Source organism: Methylocystis sp. SB2, from assembly GCF_049817085.1.
Lineage (GTDB): Bacteria > Pseudomonadota > Alphaproteobacteria > Rhizobiales > Beijerinckiaceae > Methylocystis > Methylocystis rosea.
Genome location: NZ_CP187401.1, coordinates 1931756 through 1956325, shown reverse-complemented (window position 1 = coordinate 1956325; position 24570 = coordinate 1931756). Strand labels below are relative to the sequence as shown.

The window sequence follows — 24570 nt, the reverse complement described above, 5'->3', positions numbered from 1 at the left end:
TTTTGCGAAGGGATAGAGGAGCAAACGCAGATGAATGGCGACACGCCCAAATCAATCGTCCATCCCACCGATCTCTCCTTCGCAAGCCAGGACGCCTTTGCACATGCGCTGCGCATCGCCGTGGCCTGTAAGAGCATGTTTCATGTTCTGCACATCGAAGCGCCCGAGACCGACGAGGACGATTGGAGCCGATTTCCGCAGGTGCGCGAGATGCTGGCGCGCTGGAAAATGATCGCGCCCACCGCGACGCGTGAGGACGTCGCCGAGCAGCTCGGCGTTAAATTCGTCAAAGCGTCGGTTGAATCGGAATCGCCCGTCGTCGGCGTCGCCGCCTATGTCGAGCGGCACCTGTGCGATCTTCTTGTAATGATGACCCGGCCGCGCAGCGCTTTGGAGCGGCTGCTCGCCAGCTCAGTCGCGGAGGAAACGGCGCGCGAGACGCATGTGCCGGCGCTGTTCCTGCGCGAGGACCAGAAAGGCTTCGTCGACCGCGAGACGGGCGCCGTCTCGCTGAATACGGTGCTGATGCCGGTCGAGGCGACGGTCTCGCCGCTCGACGCCTTCCGCCACGTCGCCGCGGTCGCGCATTGTCTCAACCCGGCAGCCGACGTCATGCTGCTGCATGTCGGCGAAGATCTGCCGCTTTTTGAAGGGCTGCTGCCGCACATCGAGCTGCGCCGCGGGCCGGTCGTTGAAACCATTCTCTCCTACGCGCAGGAGATTAAGGCCGACATGATCGCCATGCCGACGCGTGGCCGAAAGGGCCTGCTGGAGGCGCTGCGCGGCTCGACGACGCAGCGCGTGCTGCACGAGGCGCCCTGTCCGCTACTTGCGTCGCCGGTGAAATAATCGCCGGCGCATCGCCGCTTGCTCCCGACAGGCCGAAGGCCTGATCGGGACGCCAGAGTCGCGGTCCGAGTCTTGAGAGCCTATTCGGAAATGTCGCTCAACGCGCGAGCGCCGGGCCGCCGTCGCAACCGTTTTACAGCGAGCGCTGGAAATGCAGCACGCCGCCCTGCGCGCCCTTCAGGATGAGGTCGTCGCCCTTGGTGTCCCAATAGGGGCCCGAGAGCAGGACCGCCCAATAGTCGCGCTCGAAGGCGGCGAGCGGGCCTTCACATTTGCGTTCGTTGACCGCCGGCATGGTGCGCGGTCCGAGGCGGTTGGGGCCGATGATGAAGATGCCCGACCAGTTCTTGCAGCCCGAAAAACCGTTGGCGCGGCCCGTTGAGTCGATCGAGATCCACATCTCCACCGGCGGCGCTTTGCCGTTGATCTCCTTGAGCACGAAATTCTGATTGTGCGGGAACGGCTGATAACGCGGAAGTCCGCCCGTCTCTTTGTTTTCGTCTTCCGGCTGCTTCTGCTCCGCGCCTTGAGGCGGCTTGGCGCTCTTCGCGCTCTTGGCGTCGGTAGGCCCGGAGGCGAGCGCGACGGCGCAGAGCGAGGCGGCTAGGGCGAGCAAAATCCTGTTCATCGCGTCAATCATCCTCCCCATAAAGCGACCCGCGCCAGGCGGTCCCGGCCCGCGGCGCAGCCTTATAGCATGCTCGGCAGGACGCGGTCAGGCGGACGGTGGCCGTCCATGAAGGTTTTGATGTTGATGATCACTTTCTCGCCCATATCGATGCGGCCTTCAATCGTCGCCGAGCCCATATGCGGGAGCAGCGTGACTTTGCCGGCCTTGGCGAGCTTCAATAATTTGGGAGAGACGGCGGGTTCATGCTCGAAGACGTCGAGCCCGGCGCCGGCCATCTCATCCGCTTCAAGCATGCGCACCAGGGCGTTCTCGTCGACGATCTCGCCGCGCGCGGTGTTGATCAGAATCGCGTGCGGACGCAGATGCGCCAGTCTGCGGGCGGAGAGAAGGTGATAGGTGGCCGGCGTATGCGGACAGTGGATCGACACGACGTCGACTCGCGCCAGCATCTGGTCGAGCGACTCCCAATAGGTCGCCTCCAATTGCTCTTCGAGATCGGCCGAGACTCGCCGACGATTATGGTAGTGGATTGAAAGTCCGAAGCTTTTCGCGCGCCGCGCCAAGGCTTGGCCGATCCGGCCCATGCCGACGATGCCGAGCCTCTTGCCGGTGATCCGGTGGCCGAGCATCCAGGTCGGCGACCAGCCCGCCCAAGCGCCGTCGGGAATGGCGCTCGCGCCTTCGACGAGACGACGCGCCACCGAAAGGATCAGCGCCATCGTCATGTCGGCCGTGTCTTCGGTCAGAACGCCGGGCGTGTTGGTGACGGTGATGGAGCGATCGAGCGCCGAGGCGACGTCGATATTGTCGACGCCATTGCCGAAATTGGCGATCAGCTTCATTTGCTCGCCGGCCTGGGCGATCAGATGGGAATCGATACGGTCGGTGATGGTCGGCACCAGCACGTCGGCCGTGCGCATGGCCTCGACGAGTTCATCATGAGTGAGCGGCTTGTCGCTTTCGTTGAGGCGCGTGTCGAACAACTCGCACATGCGGGTTTCGATGACCTCGGGCAGCCGGCGCGACACGACAACGAGCGGCTTCTTTTTCGGCATATCCCTGGTCGTGCCTCCGCGTTTATGTTGTGTTGCAGCAGCGTTTCTGCGATTGCGCTATGAGCTTCGCCGCGTCGCCGCGGCGGATGAAAAGACGCCGGCGTGTTTCGCCGGCTTCAACCGGGTCTTAACGACGGTCAGCGACAAAACCAATACGCCTCCTCGGCGGACGCATTCGACTTCCTAGCAGATGACGGGCCAAAGACAAGCGAGCGATCAGTCCATCATGTCGCGAATAAATGCAGAATCTGAGCCAGTTTCGGCAGCTTTCTCAAACGCTCAGGAACTTTTCCAAAAGCGTCGCCGCGGGTTTTTCGCCGCGCTCGTCTGCGCGGTTTTTTGCGCAGCGCACGCCGGCGCTCAGGAGCCGCAGAAGGGCCCGGTGAGCGGCTTGCCCTTGCCCCGCTACGTCAGCCTCAAATCGGATCGGGTCAATGTTCGCGAGGGGCCGAGCAAGGAACATCCGACCCTCTGGATCTACGAACGCGCGGCGCTCCCCGTCGAGATCACCGCCGAATTCGAAACCTGGCGCAAGATCCGCGATTCCGAAGGCGCCGAAGGCTGGGTGCTGCACTCGCTGCTCTCCGGACGGCGCACCGCCTTGGTTGCGCCGTGGAAAAAGGAGCCACAACTGCTCGTCGCCGCCGATCATTTGACGCCCGCGGCCAAGCTCGGCCCCGGCGTCATCGGCAATTTGCGCAGTTGCGACGGCAAATGGTGCCGCATCGCCGGCAAGGGCTTTGACGGCTACATGGAGCAGGAAAATCTGTGGGGCGTCTATCCGGGCGAGAAATTCGAATAATCATGCCGAGGGGTCAGCCGGCAGACGGCTTTTAAGCGCTTCCAGCGCGGTCGAAATGGCGTCCCGACTGAAGGGCTTGGTGACGACCGGCGCATCGGCATACGCCTCAAGCACGCCCTGCTCGCCATAACCCGTCACGAAGGCGAAGGGCTTACGCCGGCGCTCCAGGACGCCGGGGAGAACATGAGCCTTCTGGCCATTGAGGTTGATGTCGAGAAAGGCGAGATCGAAATCTTCGCTCGTCGCCTTTTGCAGAGCGTCCTGCACATTGCCGGCAGTGGCGACGACGCGGGCGCCGAGCTCTTCGAGAAACATCTCGAGGGCCATGGCGATGACGGCTTCGTCTTCCACGATGAGGATACGCGGTTCGCTCATTTGAGCATTTCCATTGTGAGGGGGATGTCCATTGCGCATCGCAATCCTTCAGGCGGGAAATTGACCGAGACTTGAGCGCCTGCTTCGGAAGCGAGCGTCCTCTCGATCAATCGCATGCCAAATCCTTTATCGGACGGAGGGGAGATCGCCGGCCCGCCGTGCTCGCGCCAGACGAGATGGAGCATAGGCGTCCGGCGCGCCGAGTCGACGCCCCAGTCGACGGCGACCCGTCCGCTCGGCGCCGAGAGCGATCCGTATCTGACGGCGTTCGTGCACAATTCATGCAGCGTCATCGCCAGGGCCGCCGCGATGCGCGGGCAGACGTCGACAGGCGGTCCTGAAACGTCGAAATTCTCCGGGCCTGCAGGGGCGATGGCGGTACGCACGAGTTCGTCGACCTGCGCCTTCGTCCAGTTTTCACGGGTCAGCACGTCGTGCACGGCGGCGAGCGCCAGCAAACGTTTCTCAAAGAGCTCGACCGAATTCTGCTTCAACTCGCGCAACGAATGCAGAGCGATCGAGTGAACCGTCGCAAGCGTGTTTTTGACGCGATGGTTGAGCTCGTGGATCAGAAGCTGCAGGCGTTCGCGGTCGCGTTCCTGTTCGGTGACGTCGGTGTTGGTCCCATACCAGCCGACGATGGCTCCGTTCTCGCGCAGCGGCTCGATGCGCGTCAGGAACGGTCGATAGAGCCCGTCGGCGCCCTTGAGCGGAAAGATCATCTGGAAGAATTCGCCGTGCTGGATCGCATGCGTCCAGCGCTCCAGCATTTTGGGCAGCACGTCCGGATGATGGACCGATTGCCAACCCCATCCCGCCATCTCCTCGGGAGTCGTGCCGGTATATTCGTACCACCGGTCATTGTACCAAAACACCCAGCCGTCCGGTCGCGCCATCCAGGCAAGATTCGGTATGGAATTGGCCAGCGCCTTGAACTGCGCGTAGGTGATCTCGGATTCCTGTTCGGTCGCCCGCTGCGACATTGCTCCGCGCCCCACCCTGGTTTTCGAAGAGATCTCTACGGCCCTGCGGGCGACGTCGAGCTGCTTCGAAATTTGTCGTCTTCAGATTATAGGGCGGGCTTAGGCGCGGCGAAGACGCACCACGACATCTACGCGTGCGACCCGCAAACCGTCGGGGGGCTGGGGAAGATCGGAGACCGAGACATTCGCGCCGGCGATGTCGTACAGCTCTCCGTCGTCTTCGAGGAGGAAATGATGGTGGTCGGCGGTGTTGGTGTCAAAATACACCCGGGCGCCGTCGACGGCGATCTCCCGCAGCAAGCCCGCCTGGGTGAACTGGTGAAGCGCGTTGTACACGGTCGCGAGCGACACGGAGAGATTGGCGGCGAGGGCTTCCTCATAGAGCCGTTCCGCCGTCACATGACGATCGCCGCTTTGACCAAACAGCAGCTCGCCGAGCGCCAGCCGCTGGCGGGTGGGCCGCAGCCCGGCGTCGCCCAGCAAATCTGCGACCGGCTTGCGGGGCGCAGAGTCTGGCGGAACGGTCGAATGTGGCTCGGCGTCCATTGCAGCGGCTCGCGGTTTTCTACTCTCGCGGTTTTCTCCATGGCATCATAGGGGGAATGGCGGGAAATTCAACGCCGCTCGGGCGTTGCGACCCTGCTTGCGACGGCGCTTCCGGCCCGGGCGAGGCTATGTTACGGATCGCTTCGCCCAAAGAGCGGCGCCGCTGGCGGCGCAAAAAGATAAGGGCGCGCCTTTTGAGGGCGCTTGGGGAGGATGGGCCTTCAAAGGCTCCAACGCGAGGAATAAGGGACGATGAGCGAAAGGCGCTCCTCATTCGGCTACGAGGATTTACTGGCGTGCGGCGAGGAGAAGCTGTTCGGCCCGGGAAATGCGCAGCTGCCGCTGCCGCCGATGCTGATGTTCGACCGGATCACCGAGATCTTCGAAGACGGCGGCGAGCACGGCAAAGGCTACATGCGCGCCGAACTCGACATTAAGCCGAGCCTCTGGTTTTTCGACTGCCATTTCAAGGGCAATCCGGTGATGCCGGGCTGCCTAGGGCTCGACGCGCTGTGGCAAATGGTCGGCTTCTATCTCGCCTGGCTCGACAATCCGGGACGCGGCATGGCGCTCGGCGTCGGCGAGGTGAAATTCAGCGGGCAAGTTCGCCCGACCGTGAAAAAGGTGACCTACGGCATCGACTTTAAGCGCGTCTTCAAGGGCAAGCTTGTGCTCGGCATCGCCGACGGCTGGGTCGCTGCCGACGGCGAGCGCATCTATGAGGCGAAGGATTTGAAGGTCGGGCTCGCCAAGGCCGAGGCGCCGGCCGCCGCCTGAAGCCGCACAGCAAGGCGCGGGATAGCGCCGCCAAGGAGTTGGACAATGAGACGAGTCGTCGTCACCGGCATGGGAATTGTGTCGTCGATCGGCAACAACACCCAGGAAGTGATCGCTTCGCTGCGCGAGGCGAAGTCGGGCATCTCGCGCGCGGATAAATACGCCGAACTCGGCTTCCGCTCGCAGGTCTACGGACTGCCGACGCTCGACCCCTCGACGATCGTCGATCGCCGCGCCATGCGCTTCCATGCGACCGGCACGGCGTGGAATCATGTCGCCATGGATCAGGCGATCGCCGACGCCGGCCTGACCGAAGCGGAAATCTCCAACGAGCGCACGGGAATCATCATGGGGTCGGGCGGCCCCTCGACCCACACGCTTGTCGAATCTGCCGATATCACACGCACCAAGGGACCCAAACGCGTCGGTCCCTTCGCCGTGCCGAAAAGCATGTCTTCGACAGCTTCGGCGACGCTTGCGGTCTGGTTCAAGATCAAGGGCGTCAACTATTCGATCTCATCCGCCTGCGCCACGTCCAATCACTGCATCGGCAACGCCTACGAACTGATTCAATACGGCAAGCAGGACATGATCTTCGCGGGCGGCTGCGAGGAGCTGGAGTGGGAGCTCTCGGTCCTCTTTGACGCGATGGGCGCGATGTCCTCCTCCTACAATGATCGGCCGGCGACGGCTTCGCGCGCCTATGACAAGAATCGTGACGGATTCGTCATCGCCGGCGGCGCCGGCGTGCTGGTGCTCGAAGAACTCGAACACGCCAAGGCGCGCGGCGCAAAGATCTACGCCGAAGTCGCCGGCTACGGCGCGACCTCGGACGGCCATGACATGGTGGCGCCCTCGGGCGAGGGCGCGGTGCGCTGCATGCGGCAGGCGCTCGCGACGGTGAAGTGCCCGATCGACTACATCAACCCCCACGCCACGGCGACCCCCGTCGGCGACGCCAAGGAAATCGAAGCGCTGCGCGAAGTGTTCGGCGTCGGCGACAAATGTCCGCCGATCGCCGCGACGAAATCCCTGACCGGCCATTCGCTCGGCGCGACGGGCGTGCAGGAGGCGATCTATTCCTTGTTGATGATGCAGAACGGCTTTATCTGCGAGAGCGCTAATATCGAAGAGCTCGATCCGGATTTCGCCGACATGCCCATCATGCGGGCGCGCCGCGACAATGTGAAGCTCGGCGCGGTGCTGTCGAACTCATTCGGTTTCGGCGGCACCAATGCGACATTGGTGTTCAAGCATCCAGACGCGTAAGTCCGCAAAAGCGAGCGTCATGGCCGGGCTTGTCAATCGCCGATACGGCCGGCCCATAGCGTCCGTTCTTCTTCGCTCGTCTGCTATCTCCGATAGGGCTTAGGCCCAAACTTTCGATCTCTCCTACGATGACAATCGCCATATGACAGTTTCAACCGGTCTCATGCAAGGTAAGCGCGGCCTCATCATGGGCGTCGCCAATGATCATTCGATCGCCTACGGCATCGCGCGCGTTCTTGCGCGCCACGGCGCGACGCTCGCATTCACCTATCAGGGCGAGGCGCTCGGCAAGCGCGTCAAGCCGCTCGCGCAGGAGCTCGGGTCGAACCTTGTGCTGCCGTGCGACGCCGAGGATATTTCGACGGTGGATCAGGTGTTCGCCCGTCTCGAATACGACTGGGGCGATATGGATTTTCTCGTCCACTCGATCGCCTATTCCGACAAAAGCGAATTGAAGGGTCTCTACGCCGACACCTCGCGCGAGAATTTCATTCGCACGCTCGTCATCTCTTGTTTTTCCTTCACCGAAGCCGCGCGCCGCGCCGCGACGCTGATGAAGAACGGCGGATCGCTGCTGACAGTGAGCTTCGGCGGCGGCACGCATGTCATGCCGAATTACAACGTCATGGGCGTGGCGAAGGCGGCGCTCGATTCATCCGTGCGCTATCTTGCCGCGGATTTCGGCGATCGCGGCATTCGCGTCAATGCGCTGTCGCCCGGCCCGGTGCGCACGATGGCGGGCGCCGGCATCACGGGCGCGCGGGCGATGGGCGCGTTTCAAAAAAAGCATTGTCCATTGCGCCGGATGATCACGCTTGATGAAATCGGCGGTTCGGCGCTTTATTTGCTGTCGGAGCTGTCGGGCGGCGTGACGGGCGAGGTGCATCTTGTCGACGCCGGCTATAATATCATGTTGCAGCCGCGTCCCGAGGATCTCAACGGCGAGGAGTAAGGCGATGAGGATAGCGCTGTCTTTGGGCTTGGTCTTCATTGCGGCGCCGGCGATGGCCGCGAGCGCGGATCCGACGACCGGCGCGCAAATCGCCAAAGCCGAATGCGCCTCATGCCATGCGGTTGGCGCCGACGCAGACGCCAAGAGCCCGGATCCCAAGGCTCCGCGCTTTATCGACGTCGCCAACATGCCTTCGACGACGGAACTGTCGCTCAAAGTTTTCCTGCGCTCTTCGCACAAGAACATGCCCAACATCATTCTCGCCCGAGAAGAGATCGACTCGCTGGCGAGCTATATTTTGGGGCTTGGCGGCAAATAGCCGCCAAACCGGTCGCAAGCTATTCGCAGTAAATTATGCGGCCATTTTCTGTTTGGACATTCTGCGGCATTCTTCGGCGCAGCGGCGGCATTCGTCGGCGCATTCCTTCATGTCCGGAATCGGATCGCACTCCTTGGCGCAGGTTTCGCAAGCCTCGGCGCAAAGCGCGCACATCTGTTTGGCCAGCGGCGAATTCATCAGCATCATTTGCGTGCTGTTGCGGCACATATCGGCGCAGGCGATCATCGCGCGGAAATGTTTGGGCTTCACATGCTCGCCGCCTTCCTCGAGGCAATGGGTCATCGCCATGCCGAAGCACATCTGATAACAGTTCAGGCAGGCGTCGATGCAGGCCTGCATTTCCTTCGGGATCATGTGCATGATGGATCGTTCCTCTTACAGGCTTTCCGCCTCGCCGCCCCGCAGGCAGCTAGTTCACGAGCCTCGCAGGTCAAGATTTGCGCTTAGAGCGCTTCCCGATCACATGGAATCATGTGATCGATAAGGAATCGCTCAAAATCAAAATATTGGAGCAGGTTCTCATCGAAAGTCTGTCAACTTTTCGGAACCTGCCCTTAGGCGCAGGACGATCGGTCACGCTTCAGCCTTTGAGTAGCAGGCGCGGACTTGACGTCCGATCGCCGAGCGCCAACCTTTTGAGAGGCGCGCGCGACTGAGATCGTGCTAGTCATCGCCATGACATGATGGAGGGATTGAACCGGATGACGCTTGCAAGACGACAAAGGCAAGCTTCAGGCGAGATGATGAGGGTTGTGCATTGAGGGCTCCGAGATCCGAGCGTTGGGCGCGAGGGCGGCGTGACCTCGCGCGATAACGACGTGTTCGAAGCCACGACGCCGGGGTTGCCCGTCGTGAGGCCACAAGCAAGCGGCGGATTTTTTGAGTCGCTGCGTGCGCGGCTGCCGCGGGGCGCGCTGAGTGCGCTGGGCGTGGCGGCCAGTCTCGCCGTCTTTGCGCTGGCCGCTTATATTCTGGGCCGAACGCTCTCAAGCCTCAGCTACGCCGATCTGCTGAACGCTTTTCGCGCGACGAGCGGCGCGCAGATTTTGGCGTCCCTGGCCCTGGCCGCGCTCTCCTATCTTTTTCTGACCGGTTACGACGTCGTCGCGCTCTATCATATGAGAACGCGCGCGCCCTACAGGGTCGCTGCGCTCGCGTCCTTCGCAAGCTACGCCATTTCATTCAACCTGGGATTTCCCATCATCACCAGCGCGGCCGTGCGCTACTGGATCTACTCGCGCGTCGCATTGAACGCGCTGGAAGTTGCCAACATCACGGTCTTCGCCGGCGTCACGTTCTGGCTTGGGATGACGCTGGTGATGGGCATAGGCTTCATCTATGGCGCAGACGCGCTCGAGGCGCTGGATGGCTTGCCGGCCTTCCTTCACATCATTCCGGGCGTGCTCATACTTGCAGGCGTGCTCTTTTATTTCGCCTGGGTGACGGTTGATCGCCGCATCATTCGGCTTCGCGGCCACGCTCTCGAGCTGCCGGGTTTCGTCCCGACATTGGCGCAGTTCGCGCTTGGGGTCGCCGACCTGTGCTGCGCCGCAGGCGCGCTCTATGTGCTGCTTCCCGAGGGCGTCCCGCTGGACTTTGTGCCCTTCGTCGCGGTCTATGTCGTCGCCTGCATCCTGGGCGTGATCAGCCACGCGCCCGGCGGCATCGGCGTCTTCGAGGCGACGATGCTGCACGCTATTCCGGCGGCTTCGCATGAAAGCATTCTGGCGTCGCTGCTTCTGTTTCGCATGATCTATTACTTTCTTCCATTCGTCGTCGCGCTTGCGCTTCTGGGCGCCGACGAGGGCGCGCGCCGCTGGGCGACGCTGCGGGATGCAATCGCGCGCATCCTGGAAGAGCGCTCGAATTGAGCGGCGCCGGACCCGTCGCGGTGACGCTGTCAACCCAGCGGCTCAAATGGCGCGATCAGGCGATCGATCTCCTCGCGCCGATCATCAACGCACTCCCGGAGCCGATCTTCGTTATCGACTCCGAGACTCATGTCATCGCCGTCAACGCCGCGGCGCAGGCGCTCTCGCCGGCCATTCGGTCGGGCGAACCGCTCTCCCGCAGCCTTCGCTCGCCCGACATGCTCGACGCTGTGGCGCGCGTGCTCGCCGGCGGCGAGACGGAGAAGACCGTCTGGGTCGAACGTCTGCCGGTGGAATGCTGGTTTGAAGCGCATGTCGCGCCAATGCAAATTGAAGGGTTCGAGCCGGCGGCCGTCGTGAGCCTGCGCGATCTGACCGAATCCCGGCGCGTCGAGCGCATGCGCGTCGACTTTGTCGCCAACGCCAGTCACGAGCTGCGCACGCCGCTCGCGTCGCTGCTGGGTTTTGTCGAAACCTTGCAAGGTCCGGCGCGCGAGGACGCCGTCACCCGCAACAAATTCCTCGGCATCATGCGCGAGCAGGCGCAGCGGATGGCCCGCCTCGTCGACGATCTGTTGTCGCTCTCGCGCATCGAGCAGCACATGCATCTGCGGCCCGCCACGCCCGTCGATCTCACGCTGCTCGTCGCGCATATCGTCGACACGCTGTCACAGATGGCCGAAGACAGGGGCGTCGCCATCAATCTCGATCTGCAGCCGAATGTCGTCGCGCCTGGAGATCGGGACGAGCTTGCCCGGGTGATTGAGAATCTCGTCGAGAACGCCCTGAAATATGGGTGCGGCGACGACGGCGGCTGCAAGCCCATCGACATTTCGCTGGTCCGCAAGGGGACGCTCGTCGTTCTCTCGGTGCGCGACTATGGTCCGGGCGTCGCGCCGGAGCATATTCCGCGTCTGACGGAGCGTTTCTACCGGGTCGACGCCGGCAAGAGCCGCGCGAAAGGCGGCACGGGCCTTGGCCTCGCCATCGTCAAACATATCGTGCTGCGCCACCGCGGCCGGCTCGGGATCGAGTCCGCGCTTGGCGAGGGAACGCTGTTTCGCGTCATTCTGCCGGCGAGCGATTCAGCCTGAAATACGTAAGTATTTAAAATGTAAGTGTATTCACTGTCATCATACTGTAATATTTTCGTCACAAAAAGCTGTTGTCGGACCAGTATTTTCTGCCGCGCGATGACGCGGGGCGCATCGCAAGTCCGTTCTCGAGCAAAAGAGACCTTCAAATGATCTCGACGATTTTCAGGCGCGGCGCTGGCGCGGCGCTGGCGCTCGCCGTCATGTGCGGCGCCGCCGCAGCCATCGACATTTCCGGCGCCGGCGCGACATTCCCCTACCCGATCTACGCCAAATGGGCTGAGGCGTATCGGAAGGATACCGGCAATGGCCTTAACTATCAGTCCATCGGGTCGGGCGGCGGCATCAAGCAGGTCAAGGCGCGCACCGTCACGTTTGGCGCGTCGGACCAGCCGCTCAAGGCCGAGGAGCTTCAGACGGCGGGTCTGGTTCAGTGGCCGCAAGTGATTGGCGGCATCGTGCCGGTGATCAATCTCGAAGGCGTCGCCGGCGGCGACCTCACGCTCGATGGCGCGACCGTCGCGAAAATTTTCCTCGGCGAAATCGCCAAATGGGACGATGCGGCGATCAAGAAGCTCAATCCGAAGGCGAAGCTGCCGTCGCAGCCGATCGTCGTCGTGCATCGCTCGGACGGTTCGGGAACGACTTTCAATTTCACGAACTATCTCTCGAAGGTTTCGCCCGACTGGAAGTCGAAGGTCGGCGAGAACACGTCGGTCGAATGGCCGGTCGGCATCGGCGCCAAGGGCAATGAAGGCGTCGCCAACAACGTCGCCAACACCAAAGGCGCAATCGGCTATGTCGAATATGCCTACGCCAAGCAGAACAAGCTGACCTATACCAAGATGGTCAATAAGGACGGCAAGGTTGTCCCGCCCAGCATGGAGACTTTCCAGGCGGCGGCCGCCGGCGCCGACTGGTCGCATGCCGAGGGTTTCTACGAAATTCTGACGAATGAGCCGGGCGCCAAAGCGTGGCCGATCACGGCGGCGACCTTCATCTTGCTGCCCAAGGAGCCTAAGTCCGAAGCCGATGCGGCCGAGGCGCTCAAATTCTTCTCCTGGGCTTTCGCCAATGGCGGCAAGATGGCGGAGGAGCTCGACTATATTCCCATGCCGAAGCCGGTGGTCGAGCTCATCAAGAAGAGCTGGGCGAATGTAAAGAGCGCGGACGGCAAACCCCTGTCGCATTAGCCGGACGCCGCTGATCGCGAATAGATCCCGACGGCCGTTTCATGCTGCCGTCGGGAAGATCATGACGCCGAGGAGCGGCGCCGGGAGCGGGTGAAATGCTGTCGATCGAGCCGAGTCGGCGTGAATTGAATGGAGCGGGCGACGTGTCGGATATAGCTTTGGAGCAACAAGCCTCGCAGTCGGTGATCGTAGAGCGCACGCGCGTGCTGGCGCGCATCGCGCTGATCGATCGCGTGTTTTTTCAGGTGACGCGCGCGGCGGCTGTCGTCGTGCTGATCATTCTGGGCGGCGTGATCGTCTCACTGGTCCACGGCTCCTGGCCAGCGATGCAGGCATATGGCTTTAGCTTCCTCACGTCCCAGGCCTGGAACCCGGTCACCGAGAACTTCGGCGCCGCGGCGGCGATATATGGCACGCTCGTCACATCGATCATCGCCATGCTGATCGCGGTGCCCGTCGGCCTCGGCGTCGCCACCTTCCTTACCGAGCTTTGTCCGCATGCGTTGCGCCGGCCGATCGGCGTCGCGATCGAGCTTCTCGCCGGCATCCCCTCGATCATCTACGGGATCTGGGGCCTCTTCGTGCTGGCGCCTTTTCTGCAATCGCATGTGCAGCCGGCGCTGATATCGGCCTTTGGCGACATTCCGTTTTTCTCGACGCTCTTCGCCGGTCCGCCTTACGGCATCGGCATGCTGACCGCGGGCTTCATTCTCGCGATCATGGTGCTGCCCTTCATCGCCTCGATCTCGCGCGACGTCTTCGAGACCGTGCCGCCGGTGCTGAAAGAAGCGGCCTGGGGCATCGGCGCTACGACATGGGAAGTGATGCGCTATGTCGTCGTCCCTTACACACGCGTCGGCGTGATCGGCGGCATGATGCTGGGCCTGGGCCGCGCGCTCGGCGAGACGATGGCCGTCACTTTCGTCATCGGCAACGCGCACAAGATTTCCGGATCGCTCCTCGCGCCCGGCACGACGATCTCCGCGACCATCGCCAATGAGTTCACCGAAGCGGTCGGCGATCTTTACACTTCGGCGCTGATCGAACTTGGCCTCATCCTCTTCGTCATCACCTTCTTCGTTCTCGCTCTGGCGCGTTACATGCTGATGCGCATCGAGCAGAAGTCGGCGTAAGAAAGAACGAGCTCATGTCGCTTTATGCTTCACGACGCGGCGCCAACTCAGTCGCCACCTCGCTGTGCTGGGTGGCCGCAGTGTTCGGCCTTTCCTGGCTGGCCCTGATCCTCGGCTCTCTCGTTTACGAGGGCGTGCGCGGTCTGTCGCCGGCGGTCTTCACCGAAATGACGCCGCCGCCCGGCAGCAAGGGCGGCCTCCTCAACGCCATCGCCGGATCGCTTGTGATGACGATCATCGGCGTCGCCATCGGCACGCCGCTGGGCATGCTGGCCGGCACTTATATGGCCGAATATGGACGCTATTCGAAGCTCACGATGATCGTGCGCTTCATCAACGATATCCTGCTCAGCGCGCCATCGATCGTCATCGGCCTCTTCGTCTACACCGTCTTGGTGCATCCGATGGGCCACTTCTCGGGGATTTCCGGCGCCGTGGCGCTGGCGTTGTTGGTCGTCCCTGTCGTCGTGCGAACCACCGAGGACATGCTGCTGCTTGTGCCCGGTTCGATGCGCGAGGCGGCTTCGGCGCTCGGCGCGCCCCGTGCGCATGTCGTTGGCAAGGTCGCCTATCGCGCCGCCAAGGCTGGACTGATCACCGGCGTGTTGCTCGCTGTAGCGCGCGTCTCTGGCGAGACGGCGCCGCTGCTCTTCACTGCGCTCAACAATCAGTTCTGGAGCAGCGACCTCACCGCGCCGATGGCGAGCCTGCCGGTCGTCATCTTTCAGTTCGCCCTGTCGCCCTACAAGGATTGGCAGCAGCTCGCCTGGACCGGCGCGCTGCTCATCACTGTCGCTGTTCTCGCTCTCTCGATCGCGGCCCGCGCGCTCAGCGCCGGGCGGAGGAACTCGAAATGAACGCCGCTGCTCAAATTGCTCAAGTAAAGGCGCCGCAGACCAAGGTTTCAATGCGGAATCTCGACTTCTTTTACGGCGAGACGCATTCGCTCAAAAACGTCACCATGCCCTTGTACGCCAATAAGGTGACATCCTTCATCGGCCCCTCGGGCTGCGGCAAGTCCACGCTGCTGCGCGTCTTGAACCGCATGTATGATCTCTATCCCGGCCAGCGCGCCCAGGGAGAGGTGCTGCTTGACGGCGAGAATATTCTCGATCCGGCGGTCGACATTAACGCCTTGCGCTCGCGCATCGGCATGGTGTTCCAAAAGCCGACGCCATTTCCAATGTCGATCTATGAGAACATCGCATTCGGCATTCGGCTATACGAGAAACTGCCGCGCGCCGACATGGACGCGCGCGTCGAAGGCGCGCTGCGCGGCGCCGCTCTTTGGGACGAGGTCAAGGACAAGCTTCACACCAGCGGTCTCGGCCTGTCCGGCGGACAGCAGCAGCGACTCTGCATCGCGCGCAGCGTCGCGGTGCAGCCGGAGATCATTCTGTTCGACGAACCGTGTTCGGCGCTCGATCCGATTTCCACGGCGAAGGTCGAGGAGCTGATAGACGAATTGGCCAGCCGCTACACGATAGCGATCGTCACCCACAATATGCAGCAGGCGGTGCGCGTCTCCGATTACACGGCGTTTATGTATCTTGGCGAGCTCGTCGAATTCGGCGAGACGGACGACGTGTTCAACAAGCCCCAAGCGAAGCGCACGCTCGACTACATCACCGGCCGTTTTGGCTAAACCAGCGATTCAAGGACGGCGCTCATGAGCGATCATATTGTTAAATCCTACGACCGGGACCTTGAAGCCCTGGGACGTCGCATCGCTGAAATGGGCGGCGTCGCGGAGAAAATGCTGGCGGAGGCGATGGACGCGTTGTCGACCTTCGACGTCGATCTCGCCCACCGCGTCGTCTCCAGCGATCCTCGTCTCGACGCGTTGCAGCGCGAAATCGAGGAGAACGCCATTCTCACCATCGCGCGCCGACAGCCGCTTGCGGTCGATTTGCGTGAATGCATCGCCGCTATCCGCATTTCCGGCGACATCGAGCGCGTCGGCGATCTGGCCAAGAACATCGCCAAGCGAACGCTCAAGATCGTGTCGGAGGCGCGCGTGCCGCGCGCGATCGTCGGTCTGAAATCGATGCACGAAATCGCCGCGATGCAGCTTAAGGACGCGCTGGACGCTTACGCCTTGCGCGACACCGAGCGGGCGCGCGCGGTCTGGCAGAACGATTCCGATCTCGACGCGCTGGAGGATTCGGTGTTCCGCGATCTCCTCACCTTCATGATGGAGGATCCGCGCAACATCTCCTTCTGTACGCATCTCCTGTTCTGCTCGAAGAATCTGGAGCGGATCGGCGATCACACGACCAACATCTCAGAGACGGTCGTTTATCTGGTCACCGGCGAAGCGATGCCCACGGAGCGGCCAAAGACGCGCGTTCCCGACTTCGGCCTGAAGGACGAGGCGGCGCAATGAGCGACGTGACGTCCGCCGTCCTACAGCGGAGCGGGAAAAGCGATCGGGCGCCGCGAATCCTCGTCGTCGAGGACGAGACGTCGCTCGCGACGCTGCTCGTGTATAACCTTGAAGCCGAAGGCTATCAGGTCGAGCATGTCGACAATGGCGATGAAGCCGAACTGCGGCTGGCTGAGTCCCCGCCCGATCTCGTCATTCTCGACTGGATGCTGCCGGGCGTTTCCGGACTTGAAATCTGCCGACGCCTGCGGGCGCGGGACAGCGCCAGAGACATGCCGGTGATCATGCTGACCGCGCGCGGCGAGGAAGGCGAGCGCGTGCGCGGCCTTTCGGTCGGCGCCGATGATTATGTCGTCAAGCCGTTTTCGACTCCGGAACTGATGGCGCGCGTGCGCGCGCTACTGCGCCGGGCGCGGCCCGAGCGCGTCGCCTCACGGCTCACGCTCGGCGATATTGACCTCGACCGCGACACCCGTCGCGTGCGGCGATCCGGCCGCGAAATCCACCTCGGTCCGACCGAATTCCGGCTGCTCGAATATTTTATGGAGAAGCCCGGACGCGTGTTCACGCGGGCGCAGCTGCTCGACAGTGTCTGGGGCATGTCGGCGGAGATCGACGAGCGCACGGTCGACGTCCATGTCGGACGGCTTCGCAAGGCGCTAATCCGCGGCCGCGAAAAGGATCCGATCCGCACGGTGCGCGGCGCGGGCTATTCTTTCGATGAAACGTTCGGACACGAGTGACGTGTCCGATGCGGTTCACGCGTAACGCTGCGCCCTGAACTGATCGCGCGCGCGGCGGCGATCTTGCGCAGGCTGATAGGCGACGCGCGCGTGATAGGCGCAGTAGGGGCCGCCGCCGATCGTCGACTTGCCGCCGCAGAAGCGGAATTCCGCCGACGTGGGGTCGCCCATCGGCCAGCGGCACATGGATTCGCGGAGCTCCATGAGCGTGACGCGCTCCGATATCGGGATCACGACCTCTTCTTCAGGCGCACGCCGCGGCGCCGCTAGCGCATGCGGCGCGAAAGCGAGCGCCAGATTGCCATGCGACGAGACGCCGTTCATGCGCGGGTGCGTCGGGCGAGGAGCCTTGGCGACGCGCGGCCGCTGCGCGCTTGCCGTCTTGGCGCGTTCGGCGAGTCCCAGACGATGGATCTTTCCGATCACAGCGTTGCGGGTGATGCCCGGTCCAAGTTCCGCCGCCACTTGGCTGGCGCTGAGACCATCGCTCCAAAGTTTGCGGAGCAGTTCGACGCGTTCGTCGGTCCATGACATTAGGCTTCTCCATTCTTTCGGGTCGAGCGCGGATCGGATTTTCTTCCGACCGCTGCGCAGGCCTGAAGCCCTGCGGCGATGTGATGCGCATCAACACTCGAGAGAACACGCCCAAACGAATTACGCGGGCGCTGACTAGAAACTTTCTGTTTACTTTGAATCATGCGCGAGTCGCGCTGGCAAGCGCGCGCTGGCGTTCTCAACAGGCTTTCCGCGAGACTGTTGCCCGCAGGACTCACCCTAGCGCGGCCGCGCCAGGCGGCTTTGACGCCAATATCGAACCGCGCCATGGATTTGACCGCGTCGGGCGGCGCGCATAAAATCCCGTCCTGAACTGCCGCCCTAAACGGGCGGCGCTTTGTTTTTTTAGCCTCCTCTGGCCGGAGCCAGCGACGGGAGCATGGAGCAGGGCTTTTGACGTCAGTGCTTTATCCGACCTATCCGCGCGCCGATCTCGCATTCAAACATGGCGAAGGCGCGTGGCTGATTGCGGAAAACGGCGACCGCTATCTCGATTTTAGCGCGGGCGTCGCCGTACTGTCGCTCGGCCACAATCATCCGCACCTCGTCGAGACCTTAAAGCGCGCGGCGGAAGAGCCGTGGCATGTCTCCAATCTCTTTCGCATTCCGCAGGCCGAGCGGCTCGCGGAGCGGCTCTGCGCCGCCACATTCGCCGATCTGGTCTTTTTCACCAATTCCGGCGCGGAAGCGGTGGAGTGCGCGATCAAGACGGCGCGCAAATTCCATGCGGTGAACGGACAGCCCGAACGCTATCGGCTGATCACGTTCGAAGGCGCCTTCCATGGCCGCACGCTCGCGACGATCGCCGCGGGCGGTAATGCGAAATATCTCGAAGGGTTCGGACCGCCCGTCGAGGGCTTCGATCAGGTTCCTTTTGGCGATTTTGACGCCGTCGAGGCGGCGATCACGCAAGAAACCGCGGGCGTCCTGCTCGAACCGATACAGGGAGAAGGCGGTCTAAGAGTCTTTTCGCCGTCGTTTCTGGCGCGGCTACGGGAGCTATGCGACGCGCGCGGGCTGCTGCTGGCGCTCGATGAAGTCCAATGCGGCGTCGGCCGGACCGGCAAGTTCCTCGCCTGCGAACATGCCGGCGTCACGCCCGACATCGTGGCGCTCGCCAAGGGACTGGGCGGGGGATTTCCGCTCGGCGCGTGCCTCGCCACGCGCGAGGCCGCCAAAGGCATGACGCTGGGCGCGCATGGCTCGACCTTCGGCGGCAATCCGCTGGCGACGGCGGTGGGCGGCGCCGTTCTCGACGTCGTGCTCGAGGAAGGCTTCATGGCGCGCGTCGCGCGGCTTGGCGCGCTATTGCGCCAGCGGCTGGCGGAGCTCGAGGACCGCTTTCCGTCGCTCATCGAAGAAATCCGCGGCGAAGGGCTGATGTTCGGCCTCAAGATGCGGATACCGAATGGCGACTTCGCCGCCGCCGCCCGCGCCGAAGGCCTGTTGACGGTGCTTGCCGGCGACAATGTCGTGCGCCTTTTGCCGCCGCTCATCATAGACGAGAGCGACGTCGCGGCGGCGGCGTCGCGCCTTTTCGCCGCATGCGCCCGGCTCGCCGCGCCAATTGAAAAGCTCGGAGCTGCGTGATGACCGCCCATTCGCTGACGCGGCCGCGCAGCTTCCTCGATCTTTCCGATCACTCGGGCGAAGAGTTGCGCCGCATTCTTAATCTCGCCAAGTCGCTTAAAGCGCGCCGCGTCAAAGGCGTCGAGGCGGCCGAACGACCGCTCGTCGGCAAATATCTCGGCATGGTGTTCGACAAGCCGTCGACCCGCACGCGCGTCTCCTTCGACATCGCGATGCGCGAACTCGGCGGCGAGACGATCATGCTGACCGGCGCCGAAATGCAGCTTGGCCGCGGCGAAACCATCGCCGATACGGCGCGCGTGCTCGCGCGGTTTCTCGACGCGATCATGGTGCGCATTCTTTCGCATCCCGATCTCATGGAGCTGGCGCGTTATGGCAATCTGCCGGTCATCAATGGCCTCACCAAACAGTCGCATCCCTGCCAGGTGATGGCGGACGTGCTGACCTTCGAGGAGCATCTCGGTCCGATTGAAGGGCGCACGGTGGCCTGGAGCGGCGACGCCAATAATGTGCTTGCAAGCTGGGTGCATGCCGCCGGCCGCCTCGGCTTCACGATCAATGTGGCGACGCCGGCGGACTTTGCGCCCTCGGAGGATCTGGTTAGCTGGGCGAAAGCCAATGGCGCGAAGATGAATCTGACGCGCGACGCCTATGAGGCGGTGGACGGCGCCGATGCCGTGATCACCGACTGCTGGGTGTCGATGGGCGACGCGGACGAGGACCAGCGCCGCGCCGCGCTCGCGCCTTATCAGGTCGACTCGAAACTGATGCGCGCGGCCGCGAAAAATGCCGTCTTCATGCATTGTCTGCCGGCGCATCGCGGCGAGGAAGTCACCGCGGAAGTGATCGACGGACCGCAGTCGGTGGTCTTCGACGAAGCCGAGAACCGCCTTCACGCGCAGAAAGGCGTGCTGTGCTGGTGTCTCGCGCCGGGGCAGTTCTGATGCCGCAAGGCGGGGGCTCGGCACCGAGCCGGCCAGTCGCGCTCCATTCCGAGGATGACCGGGTGCTGCCCTTCGCGGTCGAAGCGCTCGACCTGCGCGGCCGCGTCGTGCGTCTCGGCCCGACGGTCGATTCCATCCTGAGTCATTACGCCTATCCGCCACAGGTCGCGCGCCTGCTCGGCGAAGCGGTGGCGCTCGCCGCGCTGCTCGGCTCGATTCTCGAATCGCATGGCCGCTTCCAGCTGCAGACGCGCAGCGACGGGCCCGTCGATATGCTCGTCGTCGACTATGATGCGCCGGGGAAGCTGCGCGGCTTCGCCCGCTTCGACGCTGAGCGCGTCGCTCAAATACGCGACGCTTCGCCGGCGGCGCTGTTCGGACGCGGTCATCTGGCGCTCACCATCGAACGCGAGGAAGACGCCGCGCGCTACCAGGGCGTCGTGCCGCTGGAGGGCGAGAGTCTCGCCGAAGCCGCGCATATCTATTTCCGGCAGTCGGAGCAGATCCCGTCCTTCGTCAGACTCGCCGTCGCCGAAATCGTCACGCCGCAGGGCGCCAGCTGGCGCGCCGGCGGATTGCTGCTGCAATATTTGCCCACCGGCGGCGCGCGCGCCCGCGATCTTCCGCCCGGCGACGCGCCGGACGGGGCGGAGGAGCCTTCCGAGGACGACAGCGACCATTGGACCGAAGGCCAGGCGCTCGCGGCGACTCTCGAAGATCACGAACTGGTCGATCCGGCGCTGTCGAGCGAGCGCCTGCTCTATCGCCTTTTCCATGAGCGCGGCGTCAAGGTTTTCACCGAACGCGCGCTTGAGGAATTCTGCCGCTGTTCGAACGAGCGCATCGACAAGCTCTTAAGGAGCTTCTCGCCGCAAGAGCGCAGCGATATGATTGGCGACGACGGCCGCATCGGCGTCACCTGCGAATTCTGCGGCACGCTGCGCAGCTTCAATCCCACCGATTTCGACTGATCCGCCGCCAAGCGTGAAGCCAATAGAATGTCCGCTGAGTTCATCTTTCCGCCGCCGCCCTTCCCAAGCGTCGCTATCGCGCAAGACGCGCGGCGATTTCCCGTGCGGCGGATCTTCTGCATCGCGCTGAACTATGCCGCCCACGCCCGCGAAATGGGAAAGGACCCCGCCAAGGGCGGGGACGCCGAGCCGCCGGTGTTCTTCTCCAAGCCCGCCGACGCGGTGGTCGAGAGCGGCGCGACGATTCCCTATCCGACGCTGACGCATAATCTTCACCACGAGATCGAATTGGTTGCGGCGCTGGGCAAGGGCGGCGCAGATATTCCCGCCGAGCGGGCGCTCGACTGCGTCTTCGGCTATGCCGCCGGCGTCGACCTGACCCGGCGCGACCTGCAAACGGCGGCGCGCACCGCCGGGCGGCCGTGGGACATGTCGAAAGGCTTCGATCATTCCGCGCCCATCGGCGCGATCAGCCCCGTCGCCGCCATCGGCCATCCGACGCGGGGGCGCATCGCGCTCTCCGTCAATGGCGTGCTGCGACAGGCGGGCGACCTTAGCGATCTGATCTGGAGCGTGCCGGAAATCATCGCGGCGCTGTCGCGAAATGTCGCGCTTGCGCCCGGCGATCTTATTTTCACGGGCACGCCTTCGGGCGTTGGACCGCTGCTTCCCGGCGACGTCGTCGACGGCGAGGTGGAACATGTCGGCTCTGTGGCCATAAGCATCGGAAAATAAGCGAGGTTGCGCCGGGCAGGGAAACCCGGCTATTTGCAGAAGGGTGAAACGCCTTCGCGCGATCTTTCGCAACCGTGGTTGCGCCTCCACCGAGCCGCCGGCGCGCGAGGCCCTGGACATGCCGGTTAATCTCGACCCCGAAAACTGGGACGAATTTCGCGCGGAGAGCCATCGGGCGCTCGACATGATGCTCGACCATCTGCGCGATCTCCGCGAGCGCCCTGTCTGGACGGAGCCAAGCGACGAGGCGCGGGCGCGCTTCAAGCGCGATCTTCCGCAAGAGGGCCGCGACCTCTCCGCCGTGCTCGAGGATTTCGACCGCTACATCCTGCCGTTCGCGACCGGCAACACCCATCCGATGTTCATGGGCTGGGCCCAGGGCGCAGGCACGCCCGCCGGCATGATCGCCGAAATGCTCGCCGCCGGCATGAATTCGAACTGCGGCGGTCGCAATCACATCGCCATCGATGTCGAGCGCCAGATCGCCGCCTGGATGGCGCAGGCCTTCGGCTTTCCATCCGACGCGAGCGGCATTTTCGTCACCGGAACCTCGATCGCCAACTTCCTGTGCCTGCTCGTCGCGCGGGACCAGGCCTATGGCGAGAAGGACGTTCGGCTAAACGGGCTCTGCGCGCTTCCGGGCCAGCTCATCGCCTATGCGTCGCGCGAAGCGCATAATTGCGTGCGCCAGGCGATGGAGCTTGCGGGGCTCGGCGCGCGGCATCTGCGCCTCATTCCTTCGGACGAGCGGCGGGCGATGAAAGTGCGCGATCTTCGCCGCGCCATCGCCGCCGACCGCGCGGCGGGCTTCAGGCCGTTTCTGATCGTCGGCACCGCGGGCACGGTCGACACCGGCGCGATTGATCCGCTCGACCGGCTCGCCGACGTCGCGCACACCGAGGATTTGTGGTTCCATGTCGACGGGGCGTTCGGCGCGCTGGCGGCGCTCTCGCCGGCGCTCAAGCCGTTGATCAAGGGACTGGAGCGCGCCGACAGCGTCGCCTTCGACTTCCATAAATGGCTGCACGTCCCCTATGACGCCGGCTTCTTCCTGGTGCGCGACAAGGCGGCCCATAAGCGCGCCTTCGCGGCTAACGCCGCTTATCTTACACGCGCGCCGCGCGGCCTCGCGGCGGGCGACACTTGGCCTTGCGATCTCGGCCCCGACCTGTCACGCAGCTTTCGCGCGCTCAAGACCTGGTTCACCATCGAAACCTTCGGCGCCAAGCGTTTGGGCCAATGTATCGAGCAGACCTGCCGCATGGCGAAGCGGCTCGAGGCGTGGATCGCGCAATCGGACGCCTTCGCGCTGCGCGCGCCGGTGACGCTGAACATCGTCTGCTTCGGCGTCAAGGACGATGAGGACGGTTCGCTGGCGCGCGAAATCGTCATGGAGCTGCATGAGCGCGGCGAGGCGGCGCCGTCGCTGACGATCCTCGACGGGATTCCGGCGATCCGCGCGGCGATCATCAACCACCGGACCGAAGAGCGCGACATCGACGCCTTCACCGAGTTTCTCGACGCGGCGCTTCGGCGCGCCCGCAAGGAGCCGCATGATTTCGGCGCGCTGATCGAACCGCATGGACCGGGCAAGACCCGGCTTTCCGAGGATTGACGCCACAAACGTCGTAAGGCTGTTATCAATCGCCCTGTTCTTTCTTTGCGCCTTCCCATGAGCGCCGCCATGAGCATAGATCGCCTCGCACAAGCGCCGCGCGCCGACATTCCGGGATGTCTTTGGTTCGTGCGGTTCAACCACGCGGGCGAGGCCGAGCCCGGAACGGCCGAAGATTTCGCAAACCTCGGGGCGCCGAGCGAGGGATTCTTGTGGCTGCACATGGATCTCGCCGACGTGCGCTCGCGCCCGTTGCTGGCGCGAATCCCGGCGCTTTCCGAAGACGCGCGCGACTCGCTCTGCGACCCCATAGACCACCAGCATCTGGAATATTCGGAAGGAATCGTCAGCGGAGCTTTGCTCGATTACGAGCGCGACCTCGGCGGACCGACCTCGCGCACCGACTATGTCCGCTTCGCCTCGGGGGCGAGCTTTTTCATCAGCGCGCGACGGCTGCCGATGGACAGCGTCGAGGCGACGCACATCGCCATCAATCGCGGCGCTCGCCTGACCTCGCCGATCCATCTGTTCGAACTGCTGACGGATGCGCTGATCGACGGGCTGGCGCGTAAGGCCGCCGAACTCGGCGCGGCGTTCGATCGCGTCGAGGACCGCATCATCGATCAGCGCGGCCGCCAGGCGCGGCCGGCGCTCAGCGCCGCGCGGCGCGACGCGGTGCGTTTGGCGCGCCAGATCAGCGGCCTGTCGTCGACGGTGGCGCGCCTCGAAACGATCGAGGAGGAGGTCGACGAACAGCGGGACAATGATCTGCGCGACGCCGCGGCAAGGCTCGTTCAACACGCCGGCGCGCTGATGCAGGACGTGACGAGCCTTCAGGAGCGCGCCCGTCTCCTGCAAGACGAACTCAACGCGCTTCTGAGCTTGGAGACCAATGACCGGCTTTACGTGTTGACGTTGACGACGATGCTGCTGCTGCCGGCGACCTTCGTCACCGGCTATTTCGGCATGAACACCAAGAATCTGCTGTTCGCGGAGGACGACAACGGCACGCTTTACGCGACGATTCTCTGTGTCCTGGCCTCGGCGACGGCGCTTTTCCTGATGCGTCGCTGGGGACTCGCCGGCGTGCCGGAGAGCGAGGACCACAGGCCGGCCGCGCCGGAGCGTCGGGACGACCGACCAGCAGACAGGAGTTTTTGA

General features: G+C 63.6%; 27 protein-coding genes. 20 read left to right on the top strand and 7 right to left on the bottom strand.

Features of this window, described 5'->3' with window-relative positions:
- Positions 1-30: 30 nt before the first annotated feature.
- Positions 31-849, top strand: a complete 819-nt coding sequence (locus ACPS74_RS09550; RefSeq protein WP_029651305.1) for a universal stress protein — start codon at positions 31-33, stop codon at positions 847-849.
- Positions 850-982: 133 nt separating this feature from the next.
- Here the strand turns inward: ACPS74_RS09550 and ACPS74_RS09545 are convergent, their stop codons facing one another.
- Both ACPS74_RS09545 and ACPS74_RS09540 read right to left on the bottom strand, forming a co-directional pair.
- A complete protein-coding gene (locus tag ACPS74_RS09545; RefSeq protein WP_239753717.1) occupies positions 983-1477 on the bottom strand; it encodes an META domain-containing protein in 495 nt (164 codons plus the stop codon).
- Between the two features lie 62 nt (positions 1478-1539).
- Positions 1540-2535: a 2-hydroxyacid dehydrogenase gene (locus ACPS74_RS09540; protein WP_018406282.1), complete on the bottom strand. Its 996-nt coding sequence runs from the start codon at positions 2533-2535 to the stop codon at positions 1540-1542.
- Between the two features lie 190 nt (positions 2536-2725).
- On the opposite strand from ACPS74_RS09540, the gene ACPS74_RS09535 reads away from it, so the two are divergent.
- Positions 2726-3337, top strand: a complete 612-nt coding sequence (locus ACPS74_RS09535; protein WP_029651302.1) for an SH3 domain-containing protein — start codon at positions 2726-2728, stop codon at positions 3335-3337.
- On the opposite strand, the gene ACPS74_RS09530 is transcribed toward ACPS74_RS09535, so the two are convergent.
- From ACPS74_RS09530 to irrA, 3 genes are all read right to left on the bottom strand, one after another.
- Entirely contained in the window at positions 3338-3712 is a 375-nt protein-coding gene (locus ACPS74_RS09530; protein ID WP_029651301.1) for a response regulator, read from the bottom strand.
- The gene (locus ACPS74_RS09525; RefSeq protein ID WP_029651300.1) at positions 3709-4695 is read right to left on the bottom strand and encodes a sensor histidine kinase; all 987 of its coding nucleotides are present in this window, start codon (positions 4693-4695) and stop codon (positions 3709-3711) included. Before ACPS74_RS09525 ends, ACPS74_RS09530 begins: the two co-directional genes overlap by 4 nt.
- Positions 4696-4794: 99 nt before the next feature.
- The gene (irrA, locus tag ACPS74_RS09520) at positions 4795-5241 is read right to left on the bottom strand and encodes an iron response transcriptional regulator IrrA (protein ID WP_029651299.1); all 447 of its coding nucleotides are present in this window, start codon (positions 5239-5241) and stop codon (positions 4795-4797) included.
- 252 nt (positions 5242-5493) lie between these two features.
- On the opposite strand from irrA, the gene fabA reads away from it, so the two are divergent.
- The 4 genes from fabA to ACPS74_RS09500 all read left to right on the top strand — a co-directional run bounded on the left by fabA (position 5494) and on the right by ACPS74_RS09500 (position 8558).
- Positions 5494-6018, top strand: a complete 525-nt coding sequence (gene fabA, locus ACPS74_RS09515) for a 3-hydroxyacyl-[acyl-carrier-protein] dehydratase FabA (protein WP_018406276.1) — start codon at positions 5494-5496, stop codon at positions 6016-6018.
- A gap of 45 nt (positions 6019-6063) precedes the next feature.
- Entirely contained in the window at positions 6064-7287 is a 1224-nt protein-coding gene (fabB, locus tag ACPS74_RS09510; RefSeq protein WP_029651297.1) for a beta-ketoacyl-ACP synthase I, read from the top strand.
- Between the two features lie 142 nt (positions 7288-7429).
- A complete protein-coding gene (gene fabI, locus ACPS74_RS09505; RefSeq protein ID WP_029651296.1) occupies positions 7430-8239 on the top strand; it encodes an enoyl-ACP reductase FabI in 810 nt (269 codons plus the stop codon).
- A 4-nt stretch (positions 8240-8243) separates the two neighbouring features.
- Positions 8244-8558, top strand: a complete 315-nt coding sequence (locus ACPS74_RS09500) for a c-type cytochrome (RefSeq protein ID WP_029651295.1) — start codon at positions 8244-8246, stop codon at positions 8556-8558.
- A gap of 33 nt (positions 8559-8591) precedes the next feature.
- On the opposite strand, the gene ACPS74_RS09495 is transcribed toward ACPS74_RS09500, so the two are convergent.
- Positions 8592-8939 (bottom strand): four-helix bundle copper-binding protein, encoded by a 348-nt coding sequence (locus tag ACPS74_RS09495; protein ID WP_026222627.1) that lies wholly within the window; start codon positions 8937-8939, stop codon positions 8592-8594.
- Between the two features lie 437 nt (positions 8940-9376).
- Between ACPS74_RS09495 and ACPS74_RS09490 the strand changes: the two genes are divergently transcribed.
- The 8 genes from ACPS74_RS09490 to phoB all read left to right on the top strand — a co-directional run bounded on the left by ACPS74_RS09490 (position 9377) and on the right by phoB (position 16999).
- Complete coding sequence (locus tag ACPS74_RS09490) at positions 9377-10450, top strand: lysylphosphatidylglycerol synthase domain-containing protein (protein WP_029651182.1); 1074 nt, start codon at positions 9377-9379, stop codon at positions 10448-10450.
- On the top strand, positions 10447-11544 hold the full coding sequence (locus ACPS74_RS09485; protein ID WP_018406270.1) for an ATP-binding protein: 1098 nt from the start codon (positions 10447-10449) through the stop codon (positions 11542-11544). Before ACPS74_RS09490 ends, ACPS74_RS09485 begins: the two co-directional genes overlap by 4 nt.
- Before the next feature lie 149 nt (positions 11545-11693).
- Positions 11694-12737 (top strand): phosphate ABC transporter substrate-binding protein PstS, encoded by a 1044-nt coding sequence (pstS, locus tag ACPS74_RS09480; RefSeq protein ID WP_029651181.1) that lies wholly within the window; start codon positions 11694-11696, stop codon positions 12735-12737.
- Between the two features lie 143 nt (positions 12738-12880).
- Positions 12881-13870, top strand: a complete 990-nt coding sequence (gene pstC / locus ACPS74_RS09475; protein WP_239753722.1) for a phosphate ABC transporter permease subunit PstC — start codon at positions 12881-12883, stop codon at positions 13868-13870.
- A 14-nt stretch (positions 13871-13884) separates the two neighbouring features.
- On the top strand, positions 13885-14727 hold the full coding sequence (gene pstA, locus ACPS74_RS09470; RefSeq protein ID WP_029651179.1) for a phosphate ABC transporter permease PstA: 843 nt from the start codon (positions 13885-13887) through the stop codon (positions 14725-14727).
- Positions 14724-15515: a phosphate ABC transporter ATP-binding protein PstB gene (pstB, locus tag ACPS74_RS09465; RefSeq protein ID WP_029651178.1), complete on the top strand. Its 792-nt coding sequence runs from the start codon at positions 14724-14726 to the stop codon at positions 15513-15515. The genes pstA and pstB overlap by 4 nt, the downstream gene beginning before the upstream one ends.
- A 24-nt stretch (positions 15516-15539) precedes the next feature.
- Positions 15540-16256: a phosphate signaling complex protein PhoU gene (gene phoU, locus ACPS74_RS09460; protein ID WP_029651177.1), complete on the top strand. Its 717-nt coding sequence runs from the start codon at positions 15540-15542 to the stop codon at positions 16254-16256.
- On the top strand, positions 16253-16999 hold the full coding sequence (gene phoB / locus ACPS74_RS09455) for a phosphate regulon transcriptional regulator PhoB (protein WP_029651176.1): 747 nt from the start codon (positions 16253-16255) through the stop codon (positions 16997-16999). Before phoU ends, phoB begins: the two co-directional genes overlap by 4 nt.
- 15 nt (positions 17000-17014) lie before the next feature.
- Here the strand turns inward: phoB and ACPS74_RS09450 are convergent, their stop codons facing one another.
- Positions 17015-17533 (bottom strand): GcrA family cell cycle regulator, encoded by a 519-nt coding sequence (locus ACPS74_RS09450; RefSeq protein WP_029651175.1) that lies wholly within the window; start codon positions 17531-17533, stop codon positions 17015-17017.
- Between the two features lie 414 nt (positions 17534-17947).
- On the opposite strand from ACPS74_RS09450, the gene ACPS74_RS09445 reads away from it, so the two are divergent.
- From ACPS74_RS09445 to ACPS74_RS09420, 6 genes are all read left to right on the top strand, one after another.
- On the top strand, positions 17948-19144 hold the full coding sequence (locus ACPS74_RS09445; protein ID WP_029651174.1) for an aspartate aminotransferase family protein: 1197 nt from the start codon (positions 17948-17950) through the stop codon (positions 19142-19144).
- Positions 19144-20088, top strand: coding sequence for an ornithine carbamoyltransferase (argF, locus tag ACPS74_RS09440; RefSeq protein ID WP_029651173.1), 945 nt, complete (start codon positions 19144-19146; stop codon positions 20086-20088). The genes ACPS74_RS09445 and argF overlap by 1 nt, the downstream gene beginning before the upstream one ends.
- Complete coding sequence (locus ACPS74_RS09435; protein WP_029651172.1) at positions 20088-21059, top strand: Hsp33 family molecular chaperone; 972 nt, start codon at positions 20088-20090, stop codon at positions 21057-21059. Before argF ends, ACPS74_RS09435 begins: the two co-directional genes overlap by 1 nt.
- Positions 21060-21086: 27 nt before the next feature.
- The gene (locus ACPS74_RS09430) at positions 21087-21794 is read left to right on the top strand and encodes a fumarylacetoacetate hydrolase family protein (protein WP_029651171.1); all 708 of its coding nucleotides are present in this window, start codon (positions 21087-21089) and stop codon (positions 21792-21794) included.
- Positions 21795-21912: 118 nt separating this feature from the next.
- Positions 21913-23409 (top strand): pyridoxal phosphate-dependent decarboxylase family protein, encoded by a 1497-nt coding sequence (locus ACPS74_RS09425; RefSeq protein ID WP_036241958.1) that lies wholly within the window; start codon positions 21913-21915, stop codon positions 23407-23409.
- Between the two features lie 69 nt (positions 23410-23478).
- Positions 23479-24570, top strand: coding sequence for a CorA family divalent cation transporter (locus ACPS74_RS09420; protein ID WP_029651169.1), 1092 nt, complete (start codon positions 23479-23481; stop codon positions 24568-24570).